This is a genomic window from Variovorax sp. GW821-FHT06D12 (assembly GCF_059419205.1).
Window position 1 is genome coordinate 131,411 of the sequence record NZ_JBWKRI010000006.1, and the last position, 17,233, is coordinate 148,643.

Here is a 17,233-nt window from a genome sequence, read left to right on the forward strand (position 1 = left end):
GTCCCGGCGCCGGGAAGGAACGAAAACGGAGAGGCTTATGCGCTTTCCGAGCAAGCGAAGGGGCAAGCGCCAACGGCCGCGCGGCCTCGTTTAAGCTGCGCGCCACATGAAGCGACGCCACCTCCTCCAGATGCTCGCCGGCGTGCCGGCCACCGCCCTGCTGCTCTCGGCATGCGGCAAACGAAAGGCCTCAGCCAATGCGCTGAAGCCCGATGCCCGCGTGCTGGCGCTGGGCGACAGCCTGACCTTCGGCTACGGGGCGTCGCCCGAGACGGCGTGGCCCGCGAAGCTGGGCGAGCTCACGGGCTGGCAGGTCGAGAACGCGGGGGTCAACGGCGACACCTCGGCGGGTGCGCTGGAGCGCCTGCCCGCGCTGCTGTCCGCCGGCAGCTACGACGCGATCCTGATCGGCATCGGCGGCAACGACATGCTGCGCGGCGTGTCGCCCGCCAGCACGCGCGAGAACCTTGCAGCGTTGATCGAGCAGGCGCGCGCGCACACCTCGCACGTGGCGGTGCTGGCCACGCCGGCGCCCGATGCGATGCGCGCGGTGGTCGGCTCGCTCAGCGATGCGCCGTTCTACGAAGAGGTCGCGAAGTCGGGGCAGGCGTTGCTGGTCGCCGGTGTGTATTCGAGCGTGCTGTCGGACGCGGCCCTGCGCTCGGACCGCATCCACGCGAACGCGAAGGGCTACGCCCAGGTGGCGCAGCAACTCGCCGCGCAGCTCAAGACTGCGGGCTGGCGCTGAGGCCTGTGGCGCGGTCGTCGGCGCGCATCGGTGTGCGTGCGGTCGCGCCGCGCACCGGCAGGCTCTCGAGCACGCCGAACAGCAGTTCCATCGCGGTGAAGCCGAGGATGATCAGGCTGGCGCCCTGCGTCACGGCGTAGATCTGCCAGGTGGCGAACAGGAAGCGCGCCACGGCGTCGTAGCGGCCATAGCGCAGGCGCGGATCGCGGATGCGCAGCACGGCCCAGACGGTGACCACGGAGCCGAGCAGGTTGGCCATCAGCATGTGCACGGGGTCAAAGGCCGGGAAGCTGCCCGGCAGCTGCAGCGTCTGGATGGTCCACAGCAGCAGGGTGTGCACGGCGGCGAAGGTCCATGGCGTGGCGAAGCCGATGGTCACCACGAGGTCGTACCAGGCGCTGGCGCGGACGATGCGTTGGTAGGTGGGAAGCGCGATCATGAAGAAGAGCCCTGCAGGGAGTGAAGAAGCCCCGGAAGCTAAAGCCTCGGGTACGCTCCAGGGTCAAGCACATTCTTCGGCGAAGGAACCACGACCATGCAGATCGGCCAGCTGGCTTCGGCGACGGGCTTGAGCCGCGACACGCTGCGTTTCTACGAAGAGCGCGGCCTGATCCGCGCGCAACGCGGCAGCAACGGCTACCGGGTCTATGCGAAGGAAACCGTGCAGATGGTGGGCTACATCCGCACCGCGCAGAAGCTCGGCTTCAGCCTCCACGAGATCGGCGACAACCTGCCCGCGGTGTGGGAATCGGCCGCGCCTGACCAAGCCATTGCGGCGCTGCTGGCCGACAAGGTCGCGGTCATCGACCAGAAGATCGCCGAGCTGAACGCACTGCGGCAAGACCTGCTGGCACGCGTGCCCGCCGGCTGCCCGATGGCTCAGGCGGCCTGCGCGCGCAACAGGTCGACGTAGGCGCCCTGCACCAGCTGGCTCTCGGCCACGCCGAGTCGGGCCATGAGCGCATGGGCTTCGGCCACGCCGACGTCGGCGGGCTCACCGTCCTGCAGCACCACTTCGAGTTCGAGGAATTCACCGAGCCCTTCGACGCGGTCGAGGTGCACGCGCGTGCGGCCCACGAGGAACAGGCGGCGCTGCTTGCGCACGCGGCCGGCCTGGCCCCAGGCGAGCGTGAGCGATTCGCGCAACGCGTCGGGCGTGGTAACGGGCGTGATCAGGTAGAACGATTCCTTCGGACCGGTGCTGTCGGCACGGCGGTAGAAGATGAGTTCGGCGCGGTCGGGGGCGAAGGTGCGCAGCTTGAGGCGGTCGGCGCTGTGCTCGCAGCGGAAGAAGGTGTCGTCTTGCGCGATCTCGACGGGGCCCTGGTCGGCGAGCGTTGCGGCGGTTTCTGCGATGCGGTCTACGCTGTCGATGCGGGCCTTGATCTCTATGTTTCTTGCCATGTCTGTGGGCTTTCCTTTCGGTGGGTTCGGGGCGCGTGCACAGGCCACCGGGTACTTCCCTCCGCGAATGTCCCCCGGGCTTCGCCCTCCTCCTTGATTTCGCTGCGGGAAGCACCCAGTGTCCTGCGCACGATGGGCGCGGTCGTCGTGCGGCCGATCAACGACCGCACCGCCCAACGCTCACGCCGATGCGGTGCCTTGCGCAGCGAAATCAAGGAGGAGGCCGCAGGCCGGGGGACATTCGCGGAGCAAGGTACCGCGTCGGCGTGAGCATCGCCCTGAACGAACAGCAGCAACGAATCAAGGCGCGTTGCCCTGCGGCCCCACAGGCGGTGGCGCCGCGCGCCCACTCGAGCCCGGTGCCAGCTTGCGTCCGAAGGACTCGCCCACGTTGCGCACGGGCCGGCTGGCTTTTTCCGACACGTTGCTCACACCGCGCCGCGTGGCCGCATCGGCGCGGTTGACGCCGCGGCCGGCAGCGTTGGTGCCGCGCTGCACGCTGCCCACGACCTTGCCGCTGCGCGAGGGCGACTTGATCGTGTGGGCGCGTTCGGCCTGGGGCGGGTTGTCGGCGCTCTGCGCCTGCGCGGTGACGGGCAGCCAGAGCGCAGCGGCGATGGCGGCGAGCGATGCGGTGGTGATGTGAAGCTTCTTCATGGCGTCGTCCCCTGGGAGTGGTCTTCGGATTCGGCGGCGGCCGCGCGGGCCATGCGTTCGCTCTTCCAGTACACGTCGTCGCCGCCGTTCATGCGGTTGAGCACGCGTGCGAGCACGAAGAGCAGATCGCTGAGCCGGTTGAGGTACTGGCGCGGCGCGTCGTTGAGTTCGGTGGTGGCGCCCAGCGACACCACGGCGCGCTCGGCACGCCGCGCCACGGTGCGGCACACGTGCGCGAGCGAGGCGGCGCGCGTGCCGGCGGGCAGGATGAATTCGGCCAGGCGCGGCAAGGCGGCGTTGTGGTCGGCCAGCGCGTTGTCGATCTGCAGCAGCGCCTCGGGCTTGAGCAGCGTGAAACCGGGCATCGAGAGTTCGCCGCCGAGGTTGAAGAGCTGGTGCTGCACGTCGACCAGCAGCTCGCGCACGGGCTCTGGCAGCGGCTCGCACAGCAGCACGCCGATGTGCGAGTTGAGTTCGTCCACGTCGCCCATCGCGTGCACGCGCAGGTGGTCCTTGGGCACGCGGGTGTTGTCGCCCAGGCCGGTGGTGCCGTCGTCGCCGGTGCGGGTGGCGATCTGGGAAAGTCGGTTGCCCATGGGCGCTCCTCTCGGTTCAGGTCGTGAGGCTGGCGGCGTCGATCTTGCCGGCCAGCCACTGCAGTCCGGCCAGATGCTGATGGTCGTGGCTGCACAGGTAATGGATGAGGCTGCGCATCGTGAGCGGGCCGTAGCCCTCGAACACGGCCGTGCGCGCGAGCTGCGCGTCGCTCAGCTGCGAGATGATTTCCATCGTCTGCACGCGCGCCTGGCGGAACTCGGCGAGCACCGCTGCAGGGTCGGCCGCGCCGTAGTGGCGCTCGATGGCCAGCGGCTCGCTGTCGATCGATGCGAGCGTCGGATGGGTTTCGGCCAGCGTGCGGCGAAAGCGCACGTGGTAGCCCTCGATTTCGATGTCGCGCACATGGCACAGCTGCTCGATGGCGGTGAAGGCCTCGCTGGGCACGCCCTCCCACGAAGGCGGCGCCCAGTGCCGGAAGGCTTTGGGAATGGCCGCGTAGTGGGCTTCGAGCTGCGAGGGAAAGGCCGCGAGGGCTGCAAGGGTCGTGGGGTTCATGTCTTTTACCGAAGCGCATTATGGTGCGCGCTCCGTAAAATGACCGATCCCCCTCAGCCCCTCCAGGAGACGCCCGATGAACGCCCCGACTTCCACCTCGCACCTGATGCCGGCGCTCCATCTGCGCGACGTTCCCGCAGCCCTGATCGACGGGCTGAAGGCGCGCTTCGGCGACAACTGTTCCACCGCGATGGCGGTGCGCACGCAGCACGGGCGCGACGAGTCGTCGTTCGACGCACCGCCGCCCGCGGCCGTGGTGTTCGCCGAAAGCACGCAGGATGTTGCAGATGCCGTGAAGCTCGCCAGCGAACACAGCGTGCCGGTCATTCCCTTCGGCGTGGGCTCTTCGCTCGAAGGCCACCTGCTCGCAGTGCAAGGCGGCATCAGCATCGACGTGTCGCGCATGAACCAGGTGCTGTCGATCAACGCCGACGACCTCACGGTGACGGTGCAGCCGGGCGTCACGCGCAAGCAGCTCAACGAAGAGATCAAGAGCACGGGCCTGTTCTTCCCCATCGACCCGGGCGCCGACGCCTCCATCGGCGGCATGACGGCCACGCGCGCCAGCGGCACGAACGCGGTGCGCTACGGCACGATGCGCGAGAACGTGCTGGCGCTCGAAGTGGTCACGGCCAGCGGCGACATCATCCGCACCGGCACGCGCGCCAAGAAATCGTCCGCCGGCTACGACCTCACGCGCCTCATGGTGGGCAGCGAAGGCACGCTGGGCGTGGTCACCGAGGTCACGTTGCGCATCTACCCGCTGCCCGAGGCGGTGTCGGCGGCGATCTGCTCGTTCCCGAGCATCGAGGCCGCCGTGCGCACCACCATCGAGACGATCCAGCTCGGCGTGCCGATCGCGCGCGTGGAGCTCATCGACGTGAACACGGTGCGCATGGTGAACGCCTACGCCAAGCTCAACCTGCGCGAAGAGCCGATGCTGCTGATGGAATTCCACGGCTCGCCCGCGGGCGTGAAGGAGCAGGCCGAGACGGTGCAGGAACTCGCGAGCGGCCATGGCGGCAATGCCTTCGAATGGGCCAGCACGCCGGAAGAACGCACGCGCCTGTGGACCGCGCGGCACAACAGCTACTTCGCAGCCGTGCAGTCGCGCCCGGGCTGCCGCGTGATCTCGACCGACACCTGCGTGCCGATCTCGCGCCTGGCCGACTGCCTGCTCGACTCGGTGGCCGAAGCCGATGCCAGCGGCATCCCCTACTTCCTCGTCGGCCACGTGGGCGACGGCAACTTCCACTTCGGCTACCTGCTCGACCCGAACATCCCCGAAGAGCGCGTGAAGGCCGAAGAACTGAACCACGCGCTGGTGAGCCGCGCGCTGGCGCTCGAAGGCACCTGCACCGGCGAGCACGGCGTGGGCCTGCACAAGATGGACTTCCTGGTGACCGAAGCCGGTGTGGGCGCGATCGACATGATGCGCACGATCAAGCGCGCGCTCGATCCGAAGAACATCATGAACCCGGGCAAGATCTTCAGCCTCTGATCCCTCGCGATCACGCATCAATGAAAAAGCCCGGCGGCTCGCAAGAGCGCCGGGCTTTTTCGTGGCCCGAAGGCCCGCGTCCTGTTCTTACCTGCGGCGACGTGCCGGTGCCGGCTCCGGCGGCACGTAGGTCTGCGACGGCGCGGCACCGCCGTCCACGCCCAAGCGGCCACCGCCGCCCAGGCCCTGGCCACGCACCGTCTGCGCCTTGTAGTTGCGCAGCGAACGAACCATCTGGTTGAAGGCGTCCATGAAGGCCGCCGCAATCACCTTGCCCTGCGCCGTGTTGGTGTAGCCGCCGAGGCCACCGGCGCCACTGCGGCCGGCCAGGCCGCCGAAGGCGCCGAAGTCGGTCTTGGAGGCGCTGCCCTCGGCTGCCGCGACCTGCACGCCCGAGCGGTTGTCGATGAGCGTCAGCAGCGCGCTGGCTTCCTTGGTCTGCAGGCTGCCGCCGACGGCTGCGATGGCGCGGCCACGACCGCCCCCCACAAGGCCGCCGAGCGCGCCGCCGATGCCGCCGGCATCGCTGTTGCTGAACACGATCTCGGGCGACAGGCCGTAGTCGGACGCCACCATCTGGCCGCGGCCGAAGTTGCTGCCGCCGCGCATCTCGCCCGACTGCTGCAGCGCGCGTTCACGCGTCATCGCGTTCATGCCGGCCGCGCCGCGCTCGACGACGATGAAGCAGTTCGACTGCTGCACCAACAAACGCAACAGATTTGCAGTAGGCGGCAGACGGTACTCGCCCGTGAGGATGGTGTACCAGCCGGCGTTGACGTTCTCGACCAGCGACACGGTGCCCAGTGGCGATTCGCAGCGCTCGAGCTGGCTGCTCTCGCCCGAGGTGGCACCGCCGGCGGCGCTGCCGGTGGCCATGGTCTTGGCCGACTGGCTGCCCATCTGCATGTCGGTGGTGGCGCAGCCCGTGAGCAGCAGTGCGCCGACGGCGACTGCGGCGAGCGGGAACTTGGTGGCGAAGAACGGCATGGTCGACTCCCTCGTTTCGATGGTGGTGGTCTTGCAGGGCTGAAAGAAAAACCGCGATCGAGGATACGCGCAAAGGATTGCAGGAATCAATCAAACGAACGCTGGGGTCCGTCTTCGCAACCCGGGCCGAACTAGGCCGTTCGGCGGATGCGCTCGATGAGCCCGTTGAGCGCTTCGATGGAGCCGAAGTGGATCGCCAGCTCGCCGCTTTCGCCGCGCTTCGTGCGCTTCTTGATGCGCACCTCGACCTCGGCCGTGAGCAGGTCGGCCAGCTCTTCTTCCACGCGCTGCAGGTCGCGCGACTTCTCGCCGGCATTGCCGCGCCGCGAGGGCGTGAGCGTGAACTCGGCTGCGAGCTTCTTCACCAGCGCCTCGGCTTCGCGCACCGACATCTTCTTGGCGGCGATCTGGTTGGCGGCGGTGATCTGCGTGCCGCGGTCGAGCGACAGCAGCGCGCGCGCGTGGCCCATGTCGATGTCGCCGGCCATCAGCATCAGCTGCGCGGGCTCGGCCAGGTTCAGCAGGCGCAGCAGGTTGCTGGCGGCGCTGCGCGACCGACCGACGGCCTGAGCCGCCATTTCGTGAGTGAGCCCAAACTCGGTCACCAGGCGTTGCAGGCCTTGGGCCTCTTCCAGCGGGTTGAGGTCTTCGCGCTGGATGTTCTCGATGAGCGACATGGCCGCCGCGGCCTCGTTGGGCACGTCGCGCACCAGCACCGGTACGGTGTCCAGGCCCGCGAGCCGGGCGGCACGGAAGCGCCGCTCGCCCGCGATGATTTCGTACTCGGCATTCTTGGCCGCAGCCGATTCGGCATCGAGCCGGCGCACCAGGATCGGCTGCATGATGCCCTGCACCTTGATGCTCTCGGCCAGCTCGTACAGCGCGCCCTCGTCCATGCGGGTGCGCGGCTGGTAGACGCCGGCCACCATCTGGTCGAGCTTCAGGGTGTTGGGGTTCTGCGGGGCGCCGCCCTCTTCCGTGGCGCGGTCGCCGCCATTGCCGAGCGGATCGGCGGAGGGTGCGGCCGTCGGGCCGAGCAGCGCTTCGAGGCCGCGGCCCAGGCCCTTGGGTTTCTTGGTCGCCATCAGTGCGTGTCTTTCGAGAGGTCGTTCAGGAGTTTCCGGCCTTCGGGCCAGTCGCCCAGGCCGGATTCGGCGTTCAGGTGGCCGTCGGTGCCGGCATCGATGAAGCGTGCGCCCCAGTCGCGGGCCAGCTGCTTCGAGCGCGAGGCTTCGCAGTACGGGTCGTCGTTGGCGGCGATGAGCACGGCCGGGAACGGCAGCGGCTGGCGCACGATGGGCGCCCAGCCGGGAATCAATTGGCGCAGGTCGTCGCGCTCCAGGTCGCCGGGCGCCACCAGCAGCGCGCCGCGCACCTTGTGCGTGTTGCGCGAATGGGCCGCCCAGGCGGCGGTGAGGATGCAGCCGAGGCTGTGGGCAGCCAGCACCACTTGGCCCGGCGCGGCCAGCACTTCTTCTTCGAGGCGGATCGACCAGTCGCCGCGCAGCGGGCGCATCCACTCGTGCTGGTCGACGCGGTGGTCGCCGTAGACCGCCTCCCAGCGGGTCTGCCAATGGCCAGGGCCGCTGTTCTGCCATCCGGGCAGCAGCAGGATGCGGGGTTCACTCATGGCTGGTTGCTACGAACTTGATAGCGCCTGCCGCCCTTCGGGCGGGCGTCAGACGGGGTTTTGATCGGTATCGGCGACGGAAGCGGAAGGCGCGGCGGCCAGCACATCGTCGGGAATCGGCAGGTCGGGCACCACGCGCGGCGGGGGCGTGACCGGCGGTGCCACCGCACCCGAGGCGAAGGCGCTCGCGGGCGGCATCTTGGCGACCAGCTCTTCGGCGAAGGCGATGAAGGCCTGGCTGCCGCGGGCGGACGGATCGAACACCACGCCCGGCAGGCCGTAGCTCGGTGCTTCGGCCAGGCGCACATTGCGCGGGATCACGGTGTCGAACACCTTGTCGCCGAAGTGGGACTTGAGCTGCTCGCTCACCTGCTGCTGCAGCGTGATGCGCGGATCGAACATCACGCGCAGCAGGCCGATGATCTGCAGGTTCTTGTTGAGGTTGGCGTGCACCTGCTTGATGGTGTTGACCAGGTCCGTGAGCCCTTCGAGCGCGAAGTACTCGCACTGCATCGGCACGATCACGCCGTGGGCCGCGCACAGGCCGTTGAGCGTGAGCAGGCTCAGGCTCGGCGGGCAGTCGATCAGCACGAAGTCGTACTCGGCGCCCACGGCGGCCAGCGCGGTGCGCAGGCGTTTTTCGCGGCGGTCGAGCGCCACCATTTCGACTTCGGCGCCGGCCAGCTCACGATTGGCGCCCAGCACGTCGTAGCTGGCTTCGGCCTCCACGAGCTTGTCGGACTTCACCCGCGCCTCGGCCACCGAGGCCGATTCGAGCAGCACGTCGTACACCGTGAGCTCCAGCTGGCGCTTGTCGATGCCCGAACCCATGGTCGCGTTGCCCTGGGGGTCGAGGTCGATCATCAGCACGCGCTGGCCCACCTTGGCCAGGCCGGCGGCGAGATTGACGGTGGTGGTGGTCTTGCCGACGCCGCCCTTCTGGTTGGCGATGCAGAAAATCTTGGCCATGTGTCGTCAGTGCGGGTCGTCGGGGTCGGTCAGCGCGAAATCGCGAGCTTGATGCCGAAGGCAATCAGGAAGGTGCCGGCCAGCTTTTCGAGCGTGGCCGAGATGCGGGGATTGGCGCGGATGCGCTCGGCCAGGAAGTGCGTGAGCAACGTCGAGGTCAGGCCGTACAGGAAGGTCAGCGCGGCGATGGTCACGGCCATGGCGCCGAAGGTGATGACACCCTGGTGACGCGCCGGATCGACGAACAACGGGAAGAAGGCCATGTAGAACACGATCGCCTTGGGGTTCAGCAAGGTGATCGTCAGCGCCTGGCGCAGGAAATGGCTCGGGCGGATGTTCAGGATCGGTGCCGCGCCGGGCTTGGCCAGGAGCATCTTGAGGCCGAGCCACGCCAGGTAGGCGGCGCCCAGCCACTGCACGGCCTTGAAGGCGGCCGGGTAAGCAGCCAGCACGGCCGACACGCCCGCCACCGCTGCCCACATCAGGACCTGATCTCCCAGGATCACGCCGAAGGTCGCTGCCAGGCCGCCGCGAATGCCACCTTTGCTGGTCGAGGTGATCAGCGCCAGATTGCCCGGGCCGGGAATCAGAAGGAACAAGACGATGGCGGCGACGAATGCGCCGTAGTCAGCGATGCCGAACATGGGATTTGCCTCGAAAAAGAGAGCCAGGGGGAGGCTTCGAGTCTAAGGCAGGCCAGCGCCGGGAAGATTGCTCCGGCTCCGGCTTTTGCCGGCGCCGTCGCATCTTTTACGAAATCAGGCGGCCTCTTTGCGCGCCCAGACGATGCAGCGCTCGGCGCCCAGGCCCGGCACCGTCAGTTGTTCCACGTGAAACACTGCAACGCCGGCCGGCAAAGCGGCCAGTTCGTCGGTCGGTACCTTGCCCTTCATGGCCAGCCAGACGCCGCCCGGTGCCAGCAGGTGCACCGAGCCGTTGAAGAAATCGGGCAGCGATGCGAAGGCGCGCGAGCTGATCACCTCGTAGCTGCCGGCCAGCGATTCGACCCGCGCATGCAGGCCGCGCAGGTTCGGCAGCTCCAGTTCGGCCGCCACCTGTTGGACGAAGGCCGCCTTCTTGGCGACGGCATCGAGGCAGCTGACCTCGATGTCGGGGCGCATGATGGCGATCACCACGCCCGGCAGACCGCCGCCGGAGCCGACGTCGAGCAGCCTGCCCTTCCCTGCCCACTCGCGCTGCAGCGGTGCGACGGCCGCGAGGCTGTCGAGCAGGTGGTGCGTCATGACGCCGGCCGGGTCGCGCACGGCCGTCAGGTTGTAGACCTTGTTCCACTTGAGCATCAGCGTGCCGTAGGCCAGCAGCTGTTCGCCCTGCGTGTCGGACAGGGCCACGCCCAGGGCGGCTGCGCCTGCACGCAGCGTGTCGAGGGGCGTCGCGCTCATGGTGCGGTGTGCGGCTCGGTGGCAGCAGCAGCTTCGGTGGTGGTGGCCGTATCAGCGGCGTCGCGGGCGAAGGCCTTGTGCCCGCCCTTGCGCAAGTGAATCATCAGCAGCGAGATCGCCGCGGGCGTCACGCCCGAGATGCGCGATGCCAGCCCCAGCGTTTCGGGCCGGTGCTTGTCCAGCTTCTGGCGCACCTCGAAGCTCAAGGCCTTGACCTGGCCGTAGTCGAAGTCGGCCGGCAGCTTCAGGTTCTCGAAGTGGGCGGCGCGCTCCACTTCGTCGTGCTGACGCTCGATGTAGCCGGAGTACTTGGCCGAGATCTCGATTTGCTCGATCTCGGAAGCGCTCAGCGCCGACGACGGACCGTACTTGCCACCGTCCAGCGACATCAGGGTTTCGTAGTTCACGTCGGGCCGGCGCAGCAGGTCGGCCAGGTTGTATTCGTGCTCGATGGCCTTGCCCAGCACCCGGGCCGACTCGGTCGCCGGCAGGTTGCGCGGGTTCACCCAGATCGACTTGAGCCGCTCTGTTTCACGTGAAACAGCGTCGCGCTTGCGGCTGAAAGCGTCCCAGCGCGCGTCGTCCACGAGGCCCAGCTTGCGCCCCGCTTCGGTCAGGCGCATGTCGGCGTTGTCCTCGCGCAGCTGCAGCCGGAACTCGGCGCGGCTGGTGAACATGCGGTACGGCTCGGTCACACCCTTGGTGATCAGGTCGTCGACCAGCACGCCGAGGTAGGCCTCGTCGCGGCGCGGCAGCCAGGCGTCTTCGCCCCGGCACTGCAACGCGGCGTTGATGCCGGCGAACAGGCCTTGGGCCGCCGCCTCTTCGTAGCCGGTGGTGCCGTTGATCTGGCCGGCAAAGAACAGGCCGCGAATCGCACGGGTCTCGAAGCTGCTCTTGAGCTCGCGCGGATCGAAGTAGTCGTACTCGATGGCGTAGCCCGGACGCAGGATGTGGGCGTTTTCCAGGCCCGGCATCGAGCGCACCAGCTGGTACTGGATGTCGAACGGCAGGCTGGTCGAGATCCCGTTCGGGTAGTACTCGTTGGTCGTCAGGCCTTCGGGCTCGAGAAAGATCTGGTGGCTGTCCTTGTCGGCGAAGCGGTTGATCTTGTCTTCGACGCTCGGGCAATAGCGCGGACCGACGCCGTCGATCTTGCCGGTGAACATCGGGCTGCGGTCGAAGCCCGAGCGGATGATGTCGTGCGTGCGCTGGTTGGTGTGCGTCACCCAGCACGGCATCTGCTGCGGGTGCATCTCGACCTTGCCCATGAAGCTGAACACCGGCATCGGCCCTGCCCCACCGGGCATGCCGTCGCCGGGTTGTTCGGTGCACTTCGAGAAGTCGATGCTGCGGCCGTCCAGGCGCGGCGGCGTGCCGGTCTTCAGGCGACCCTGCGGCAGCTTGAGTTCCTTCAGGCGCGCCGACAGGCTGATCGCCGGCGGGTCGCCCGCGCGGCCGGCCTGGTAGTTGTCGAGGCCGACGTGGATGCGGCCGTCGAGGAACGTGCCCGCGGTCAGCACCACGGTGCGCGCGCGGAAGGCAATGCCCACCTGGGTGACAGCGCCGACCACGCGATCGCCTTCGATCATCAGGTCGTCGACGGCTTGCTGGAACAGGCTCAGGTTCGGCTGGTTTTCCAGGCGGTGGCGGATCGCAGCCTTGTACAGCACGCGGTCGGCCTGCGCCCGCGTGGCGCGCACGGCCGGGCCCTTGCTCGAATTGAGGATGCGGAACTGGATGCCCGCCTCGTCCGTGGCAATGGCCATCGCGCCGCCGAGCGCGTCGACCTCCTTCACGAGGTGGCCCTTGCCGATGCCGCCGATCGACGGGTTGCAGCTCATCTGCCCCAGCGTCTCGATGTTGTGGGAGAGCAGCAGCGTCTTGGCGCCCATGCGTGCGGAAGCGAGCGCGGCTTCGGTGCCGGCATGGCCACCGCCGACGACGATCACATCGAATTCTTCGGGGTACAGCATTGGAAAAAGGGGGCGCACCACAGACGCGTGCGCGGCGCAAAAAAGGGCACTAATTTTAAGCGGCGATGCCCTGCCGCAACCCCTGTGTGGACAAGCTAGGGAGCCGCGCCAAAATCGGCCCGAAGCCTTGTCGGTATTGCGCAGTTTGCTATATATTTAATAGCAAACAATCCGCGTCGGGCGGTCACCTGGGAGGGTCAGAGCACCGGTTCGGGCTTCTCGATGCCCCGCAGCTCACCACTGGGCGCCGGCGTGCGCGGCGCAATGGCCCGCTCGTCCTGCAATTCGCGCACGGCGAGCTTCTTGTCGGTCATGCGCACCGCGCCGAAGATCGTGGAGAAGGCCACGTCCTTTGCGTCGCGCCCCGTGCCCACGCGCACCAGCCGATCGACGGGCGCCATGCGTGTCGGATCGAACAGCACCCACTGCCCGCCGAGCCAGGCTTCGAACACGGCATGGAAGTCCTGCGGTGGCTCATCGAACCACACGTAGCCCACCACCAGCCGCGCCGGAATGTTGAGCGCGCGGCAGAAGGTGATGCCCAGGTGCGCGAAGTCGCGGCACACGCCGGCGCGCTGCACGAACACTTCGCGCGCCGTGGTGGTCGAGTCGCTGCTGCCCGGCACGTAGACGATGCTGTCGTGGATCCAGTCGGCAATCGCCTGCACGCGGCCGATGCCCGGCGGCAGGTCGCCGAAGAGCTGCTGCGCGCAGCGCGCCAGCAGGTCCGACTCGCAATAGCGCGTGGGCAGCAGGTCGCCCAGCACCGCGTCGGGCAGCTGGCTCACCGGCACCTCGGGCAAGGTGGCCGGCACATGCACCACCGGGCGCCGCACCGTCGCGCGGTAGGCGATGGTCAGCGGCCCGGGCGCCGCGTCGAAACGCACGAAGCGGTTGCCGCTGTCGGCCTCGCAGCCCATCCGCAGCCGCGCGGGCGGTGCGATGGTCAGCGTCTCGGCCAGCACCGCCTGCGCACCCGTGCGCGCGGCCTCGATGTTCAGCCGCAGGTGCGCCGGGGCGTCCACCTCGTAGTCCAGGCGCAGGTCGACATGCGACAGGTGCATGGCATGGGGCAAGGCGGTCAATCGAGCGCCTTCTTCACCGCGCCCACGCCAAGTGCGGCCAGCACCACGAACAGCACCGCCAGCACGAGGAACAGGCCGAACAGCAACTTGGCGATGCCCGCCGCGCCGGCCGCCACGCCGCCAAAGCCCAGCAGACCCGCCACGAGCGAGATGACCGCAAAAATGATCGCGTACTTGAGCATGGTGAACCACTCCTTGGTTGCTTTGCGGCGGGCATGCGCCGCCGTGTCCGGACTGTAGGAAGCCCGGCTACGCCGCCCGATAGTCGGCACGCGCGAGCCGCCGTAGGACAAAAACGCGATGCGGCCAAACCCGCTAGCATCCCCTGCGGTCGCACAGATCTTTTCCTTCTATCCATTGGAGTTTTTTCGAATGAAGCTGTACTACTCGCCCGGCGCCTGCTCGCTCTCCCCCCACATCGCGCTGCACGAAGCGGGCATCGCCTTCGAGCCGGTGCTGGCCAGCACCAAGAGCCACAAGCTGCAGGACGGCACCGACTACTACGGCATCAACCCGCTGGGCTACGTGCCGATGCTTGAGCTTGACGACGGCACCCGCCTTCGCGAAGGCCCGGCCATCGTGCAATACATTGCCGACCTCGCGCCCACCAAGAACCTCGCACCCGCCAACGGCACCATGCCGCGCTACCGCCTGCAGGAGTGGCTGACCTTCATCGGCACCGAGATGCACAAGGGCTTCAGCCCGCTGTTCAACCCGGCCATGCCCGAGGAAGCCAAGTCCATCTCCAAGGACAAGCTCAAGGCCCGCTTCCAGTGGCTCGACGGCGAACTCGCCGCCAAGCAGTACCTGATGGGCGAGCATTTCAGCGTGGCCGACGGCTACCTGTTCACCGTGACCAACTGGACCAAGCCCACCGGGGTGGACATCTCGGACTTCCCCAATGTGCTGGCCTGGCACGCCCGCGTGGCCGCCCGCCCCGCCGTTCAGGAAGCGATGAAGGCCGAAGGCCTGCTGAAGTAAGCAAAAGCGCGCAGAACGCGACGCCAGCGACGGTCCGGGCCACCCCAGGGAAAACCCGGATCACCGCAGCCACAAGCCGCATGCCGCGGCTTTTTTTTCGGGCGACGCTACGGCATCCGTCACCAGGAAGCCGAGCCGCCCATGTCCGAATCCCCTCCCCCTTCTTCTTCCCCGTCCCCTGTCGAGCTGCGCGAAGAGATGCGCGGGCCCGTCATGTGGCTCACCATCGATCGCCAGGAACGCCGCAACGCCATCAACGCGGCCGTGCTCGAGGGCCTGTCCGATGCGCTGGCCCGCGCCAACCGCGACACTGCCGTGCGCGCCGTGGTCCTCACGGGCGCCGGCACGCGCGCCTTCTGCGCCGGCGCCGACCTGCAAAGCGGCACCTCCTTCAAGTTCGACTACGCCGCGCCCTACCAGGGCATCGCCAACCTCTTTCGCCAGGCGCGGCAATCGACCGTGCCGCTGATCGCGCGCGTCAACGGCGCCTGCATGGCGGGCGGCATGGGCCTCATGGCGATGTGCGACCTGGCCGTGGCCAGCCGCCAGGCCGTGTTCGGCCTGCCCGAGGTGAAGGTCGGCGTGTTTCCCGCGCAGGTGCTCAGCGTGCTCGGCGGCCTGCTGCCGCGCCGCGTGCTGGCCGAGATGTGCATCACCGGCGAACCGATCGACGCCGCGCAGGCGCTCGAGCTGAAGCTCATCAACCGCGTGAGCGACGACGTCGACGAGAGCGTCGACTGGCTGCTGGGCCGCCTGCTCGACAAGTCGCCCGCTGCCATCCGCCGCGGCCTGTACACGATGAAGAAGATCGAGGCCATGGCCTTCGAGGAATCGATGGCCTTCACCGAAAGCCAGATCGGCCTGTTCGCGCTCACCGAAGACGCGGCCGAAGGCCAGCTCGCCTTCCGCGAGAAGCGCAAACCGCAATGGAGTGGCCGATGAACAGCAGCAACCACAACAACAATCGCGTCGTGCGCATCGGCGGCGCCTCGGGCTTCTGGGGCGACAGCAGCGTGGGCGCGCCGCAGCTCGTGGCCAGCGGGCAGATCGACTACCTCGTGTTCGACTACCTCGCCGAGCTCACCATGTCGATCCTCGCGGGCGCACGGCTCAAGAAGCCCGAGCTGGGCTACGCGACCGACTTCGTCTCCGTCGCGATGAAGGCCGTGCTGAAAGACGTCGTGAAACAGGGCATCCGCGTCGTGAGCAACGCGGGCGGCGTCAACCCGCAAGGCTGCGCCGATGCGCTCGCGGCACTGGCCGCCGAGCAAGGCATCACGCTGAAGATCGCCGTGGTCAGCGGCGACGACGTGTCGCCGCTGCTGCCCGAACTGCGCGCTTCGCAACCGCCCTTGCGCGAACTGCAGAGCGGCGCGCCGCTGCCCGAGCGCGTGCTCAGCGCCAACGCCTACCTGGGCGCGCGCCCGGTCCAGGCCGCGCTCGACGCGGGCGCACAGGTCGTCATCACCGGCCGCTGCGTCGACTCGGCCGTCACGCTCGGCGTGCTCATGCACGAATTCCAATGGCAGCCCGGCGACCACGACCTGCTCGCCGCGGGCAGCCTCGCGGGCCACATCATCGAGTGCGGCTGCCAGGCCACCGGCGGCCTGCACACCGACTGGGACACCGTGCCCGACTGGCCGAACATCGGCTACCCCATCGTCGAATGCAGCGCCGACGGCAGCTTCGTCGTCACCAAGCCCGTGGGCACCGGCGGCAAGCTCACGCCCGCCGTGGTTGGCGAGCAGATGCTCTACGAAATCGGCGACCCTGCCGCCTACCTGCTGCCCGACGTGGTGGCCGACTTCACGCAGGTGCGCATCGAACAGGCGGGCGAACACCGCGTGCACGTGCACGGCGCGCGCGGCCGCGCACCCACCGGCAGCTACAAGGTCTGCGCCACCTACGTCGACGGTTTCAAGACCGCGGCGCAGCTCACGATCGTCGGCTTCGACGCGGTGGCCAAGGCGCGGCGCACCGGCGAAGCGATCCTCGCGCGCACCGGCGCCCTCTTCGCGCAGCAGGGCCTCGGGCCCTACAGCGGCACGCAGCTCGAAGTGCTCGGCGCCGAGTCCTGCTACGGCCCGCACGCGCAGACACAGGCGCTGCAGATCCGCGAGGCCGTGCTGCGGCTCGCCGTGACGCATCCGCGCAAGGACGCGCTGGAGCTGTTCGCGCGCGAGGTCGCGCCGGCCGGCACCTCGTGGGCGCCCGGCACCACGGGCGCGGGCGGCGGGCGCGCCTCGGTGTCGCCGTCGATCCGGCAGTACGCGCTCCTGCTCGACAAGGCGCGCGTGAGCCCGCAGGTGCGCGTCGATGGGCAGACCGTCGATGTGCCCGCGACGCACGCCACCAGCGACGACCCGCCCGCCGTGCGCACCAACGATGAACTGCCCTTGGCCACGCCCGGCGACGACGCCATCGAAGTCCCGCTGATCCGCCTCGCGTGGGCCCGCAGCGGCGACAAGGGCGACACCTCGAACATCGGCGTCATCGCGCGCCATCCCGAGCTGCTGCCGCTGCTGCGCGCGCAACTCACCGAGGCCCGCGTGGCCGCATGGCTCGCGCACCTGGTGCAGGGCCGCGTCACGCGCCACGAGGTGCCCGGCATCCACGCCTTCAACTTCGTCTGCGAACAGGCGCTGGGCGGCGGCGGCATGGCCTCGCTGCGCAACGACCCGCTCGGCAAGGGCATGGGACAGATCCTGCTGGCGCTGCCCGTGCGCGTGAGCCCGGCGCTGCTGGCGCGGCTGCTTCCTTAGCACCAATCGGGACAACC

20 protein-coding genes are annotated in these 17,233 nt (G+C 68.5%); 6 read left to right on the plus strand and 14 right to left on the minus strand.

The window, feature by feature from the left end:
• Positions 1-106 precede the first annotated feature (106 nt).
• Positions 107-748 carry a GDSL-type esterase/lipase family protein gene (locus tag AC07SQ_RS19565; protein ID WP_495272582.1) on the plus strand — a complete coding sequence of 214 codons (642 nt, stop codon included), beginning with the start codon at positions 107-109 and terminating at the stop codon, positions 746-748.
• Here the strand turns inward: AC07SQ_RS19565 and AC07SQ_RS19570 are convergent.
• Complete coding sequence (locus tag AC07SQ_RS19570) at positions 726-1,187, minus strand: hypothetical protein (protein WP_495272583.1); 462 nt, start codon at positions 1,185-1,187, stop codon at positions 726-728. The genes AC07SQ_RS19565 and AC07SQ_RS19570 overlap by 23 nt on opposite strands.
• A 96-nt stretch (positions 1,188-1,283) precedes the next feature.
• Here AC07SQ_RS19570 and AC07SQ_RS19575 point away from each other — a divergent pair, with 96 nt between their 5' ends.
• Positions 1,284-1,661 (plus strand): MerR family transcriptional regulator, encoded by a 378-nt coding sequence (locus AC07SQ_RS19575; protein WP_159274253.1) that lies wholly within the window; start codon positions 1,284-1,286, stop codon positions 1,659-1,661.
• On the opposite strand, the gene AC07SQ_RS19580 is transcribed toward AC07SQ_RS19575, so the two are convergent.
• The 4 genes from AC07SQ_RS19580 to AC07SQ_RS19595 all read right to left on the minus strand — a co-directional run bounded on the left by AC07SQ_RS19580 (position 1,628) and on the right by AC07SQ_RS19595 (position 3,922).
• Entirely contained in the window at positions 1,628-2,152 is a 525-nt protein-coding gene (locus tag AC07SQ_RS19580) for a class IV adenylate cyclase (protein WP_495272584.1), read from the minus strand. The genes AC07SQ_RS19575 and AC07SQ_RS19580 overlap by 34 nt on opposite strands.
• Positions 2,153-2,452: 300 nt before the next feature.
• Entirely contained in the window at positions 2,453-2,809 is a 357-nt protein-coding gene (locus AC07SQ_RS19585; protein WP_307582518.1) for a hypothetical protein, read from the minus strand.
• Positions 2,806-3,405: a cob(I)yrinic acid a,c-diamide adenosyltransferase gene (locus AC07SQ_RS19590; protein ID WP_062473752.1), complete on the minus strand. Its 600-nt coding sequence runs from the start codon at positions 3,403-3,405 to the stop codon at positions 2,806-2,808. Before AC07SQ_RS19590 ends, AC07SQ_RS19585 begins: the two co-directional genes overlap by 4 nt.
• 16 nt (positions 3,406-3,421) lie before the next feature.
• Entirely contained in the window at positions 3,422-3,922 is a 501-nt protein-coding gene (locus AC07SQ_RS19595) for a DinB family protein (RefSeq protein WP_495272585.1), read from the minus strand.
• A gap of 76 nt (positions 3,923-3,998) precedes the next feature.
• Here AC07SQ_RS19595 and AC07SQ_RS19600 point away from each other — a divergent pair, with 76 nt between their 5' ends.
• Positions 3,999-5,423: an FAD-binding oxidoreductase gene (locus AC07SQ_RS19600; RefSeq protein WP_070061438.1), complete on the plus strand. Its 1,425-nt coding sequence runs from the start codon at positions 3,999-4,001 to the stop codon at positions 5,421-5,423.
• A gap of 87 nt (positions 5,424-5,510) precedes the next feature.
• Here the strand turns inward: AC07SQ_RS19600 and AC07SQ_RS19605 are convergent, their stop codons facing one another.
• From AC07SQ_RS19605 to AC07SQ_RS19645, 9 genes are all read right to left on the minus strand, one after another.
• Positions 5,511-6,410 carry a CsgG/HfaB family protein gene (locus tag AC07SQ_RS19605; RefSeq protein ID WP_070061439.1) on the minus strand — a complete coding sequence of 300 codons (900 nt, stop codon included), beginning with the start codon at positions 6,408-6,410 and terminating at the stop codon, positions 5,511-5,513.
• A 131-nt stretch (positions 6,411-6,541) separates the two neighbouring features.
• Positions 6,542-7,495, minus strand: a complete 954-nt coding sequence (locus AC07SQ_RS19610) for a ParB/RepB/Spo0J family partition protein (protein WP_062473760.1) — start codon at positions 7,493-7,495, stop codon at positions 6,542-6,544.
• Entirely contained in the window at positions 7,495-8,040 is a 546-nt protein-coding gene (locus tag AC07SQ_RS19615) for an RBBP9/YdeN family alpha/beta hydrolase (RefSeq protein ID WP_495272586.1), read from the minus strand. Before AC07SQ_RS19615 ends, AC07SQ_RS19610 begins: the two co-directional genes overlap by 1 nt.
• Positions 8,041-8,088: 48 nt before the next feature.
• Entirely contained in the window at positions 8,089-9,009 is a 921-nt protein-coding gene (locus tag AC07SQ_RS19620; RefSeq protein WP_062473764.1) for a ParA family protein, read from the minus strand.
• 29 nt (positions 9,010-9,038) lie between these two features.
• Entirely contained in the window at positions 9,039-9,653 is a 615-nt protein-coding gene (locus AC07SQ_RS19625) for a LysE family transporter (protein WP_095743039.1), read from the minus strand.
• A 114-nt stretch (positions 9,654-9,767) separates the two neighbouring features.
• Positions 9,768-10,412: a 16S rRNA (guanine(527)-N(7))-methyltransferase RsmG gene (gene rsmG / locus AC07SQ_RS19630; RefSeq protein ID WP_495272587.1), complete on the minus strand. Its 645-nt coding sequence runs from the start codon at positions 10,410-10,412 to the stop codon at positions 9,768-9,770.
• Positions 10,409-12,388 carry a tRNA uridine-5-carboxymethylaminomethyl(34) synthesis enzyme MnmG gene (mnmG, locus tag AC07SQ_RS19635; RefSeq protein WP_495272588.1) on the minus strand — a complete coding sequence of 660 codons (1,980 nt, stop codon included), beginning with the start codon at positions 12,386-12,388 and terminating at the stop codon, positions 10,409-10,411. Before mnmG ends, rsmG begins: the two co-directional genes overlap by 4 nt.
• 197 nt (positions 12,389-12,585) lie before the next feature.
• Complete coding sequence (locus AC07SQ_RS19640; protein ID WP_495272589.1) at positions 12,586-13,473, minus strand: transglutaminase-like domain-containing protein; 888 nt, start codon at positions 13,471-13,473, stop codon at positions 12,586-12,588.
• The gene (locus tag AC07SQ_RS19645) at positions 13,470-13,655 is read right to left on the minus strand and encodes a DUF1328 family protein (RefSeq protein WP_013538518.1); all 186 of its coding nucleotides are present in this window, start codon (positions 13,653-13,655) and stop codon (positions 13,470-13,472) included. Before AC07SQ_RS19645 ends, AC07SQ_RS19640 begins: the two co-directional genes overlap by 4 nt.
• Positions 13,656-13,845: 190 nt before the next feature.
• On the opposite strand from AC07SQ_RS19645, the gene gstA reads away from it, so the two are divergent.
• The 3 genes from gstA to AC07SQ_RS19660 all read left to right on the plus strand — a co-directional run bounded on the left by gstA (position 13,846) and on the right by AC07SQ_RS19660 (position 17,216).
• The gene (gstA, locus tag AC07SQ_RS19650; protein WP_095948432.1) at positions 13,846-14,454 is read left to right on the plus strand and encodes a glutathione transferase GstA; all 609 of its coding nucleotides are present in this window, start codon (positions 13,846-13,848) and stop codon (positions 14,452-14,454) included.
• Positions 14,455-14,595: 141 nt separating this feature from the next.
• Positions 14,596-15,396 (plus strand): enoyl-CoA hydratase/isomerase family protein, encoded by an 801-nt coding sequence (locus tag AC07SQ_RS19655; RefSeq protein ID WP_495272590.1) that lies wholly within the window; start codon positions 14,596-14,598, stop codon positions 15,394-15,396.
• Positions 15,393-17,216, plus strand: a complete 1,824-nt coding sequence (locus AC07SQ_RS19660; protein WP_495272591.1) for an acyclic terpene utilization AtuA family protein — start codon at positions 15,393-15,395, stop codon at positions 17,214-17,216. The genes AC07SQ_RS19655 and AC07SQ_RS19660 overlap by 4 nt, the downstream gene beginning before the upstream one ends.
• The last annotated feature ends 17 nt before the right edge of the window (positions 17,217-17,233 follow it).

Bases quoted from the DNA above. Each gene is read 5' to 3' on its own strand.
- AC07SQ_RS19585 (WP_307582518.1), bottom strand. From the start codon at position 2,809: ATGAAGAAGCTTCACATCACCACCGCATCGCTCGCCGCCATCGCCGCT.
- AC07SQ_RS19595 (WP_495272585.1), bottom strand. From the start codon at position 3,922: ATGAACCCCACGACCCTTGCAGCCCTCGCGGCCTTTCCCTCGCAGCTC.
- AC07SQ_RS19625 (WP_095743039.1), bottom strand. From the start codon at position 9,653: ATGTTCGGCATCGCTGACTACGGCGCATTCGTCGCCGCCATCGTCTTG.
- AC07SQ_RS19600 (WP_070061438.1), top strand. From the start codon at position 3,999: ATGAACGCCCCGACTTCCACCTCGCACCTGATGCCGGCGCTCCATCTG.
- gstA (WP_095948432.1), top strand. From the start codon at position 13,846: ATGAAGCTGTACTACTCGCCCGGCGCCTGCTCGCTCTCCCCCCACATC.
- AC07SQ_RS19645 (WP_013538518.1), bottom strand. From the start codon at position 13,655: ATGCTCAAGTACGCGATCATTTTTGCGGTCATCTCGCTCGTGGCGGGT.
- AC07SQ_RS19565 (WP_495272582.1), top strand. From the start codon at position 107: ATGAAGCGACGCCACCTCCTCCAGATGCTCGCCGGCGTGCCGGCCACC.
- AC07SQ_RS19605 (WP_070061439.1), bottom strand. From the start codon at position 6,410: ATGCCGTTCTTCGCCACCAAGTTCCCGCTCGCCGCAGTCGCCGTCGGC.
- AC07SQ_RS19575 (WP_159274253.1), top strand. From the start codon at position 1,284: ATGCAGATCGGCCAGCTGGCTTCGGCGACGGGCTTGAGCCGCGACACG.
- rsmG (WP_495272587.1), bottom strand. From the start codon at position 10,412: ATGAGCGCGACGCCCCTCGACACGCTGCGTGCAGGCGCAGCCGCCCTG.
- AC07SQ_RS19615 (WP_495272586.1), bottom strand. From the start codon at position 8,040: ATGAGTGAACCCCGCATCCTGCTGCTGCCCGGATGGCAGAACAGCGGC.
- AC07SQ_RS19610 (WP_062473760.1), bottom strand. From the start codon at position 7,495: ATGGCGACCAAGAAACCCAAGGGCCTGGGCCGCGGCCTCGAAGCGCTG.
- AC07SQ_RS19655 (WP_495272590.1), top strand. From the start codon at position 14,596: ATGTCCGAATCCCCTCCCCCTTCTTCTTCCCCGTCCCCTGTCGAGCTG.
- AC07SQ_RS19660 (WP_495272591.1), top strand. From the start codon at position 15,393: ATGAACAGCAGCAACCACAACAACAATCGCGTCGTGCGCATCGGCGGC.
- AC07SQ_RS19570 (WP_495272583.1), bottom strand. From the start codon at position 1,187: ATGATCGCGCTTCCCACCTACCAACGCATCGTCCGCGCCAGCGCCTGG.
- AC07SQ_RS19580 (WP_495272584.1), bottom strand. From the start codon at position 2,152: ATGGCAAGAAACATAGAGATCAAGGCCCGCATCGACAGCGTAGACCGC.
- AC07SQ_RS19590 (WP_062473752.1), bottom strand. From the start codon at position 3,405: ATGGGCAACCGACTTTCCCAGATCGCCACCCGCACCGGCGACGACGGC.
- mnmG (WP_495272588.1), bottom strand. From the start codon at position 12,388: ATGCTGTACCCCGAAGAATTCGATGTGATCGTCGTCGGCGGTGGCCAT.
- AC07SQ_RS19620 (WP_062473764.1), bottom strand. From the start codon at position 9,009: ATGGCCAAGATTTTCTGCATCGCCAACCAGAAGGGCGGCGTCGGCAAG.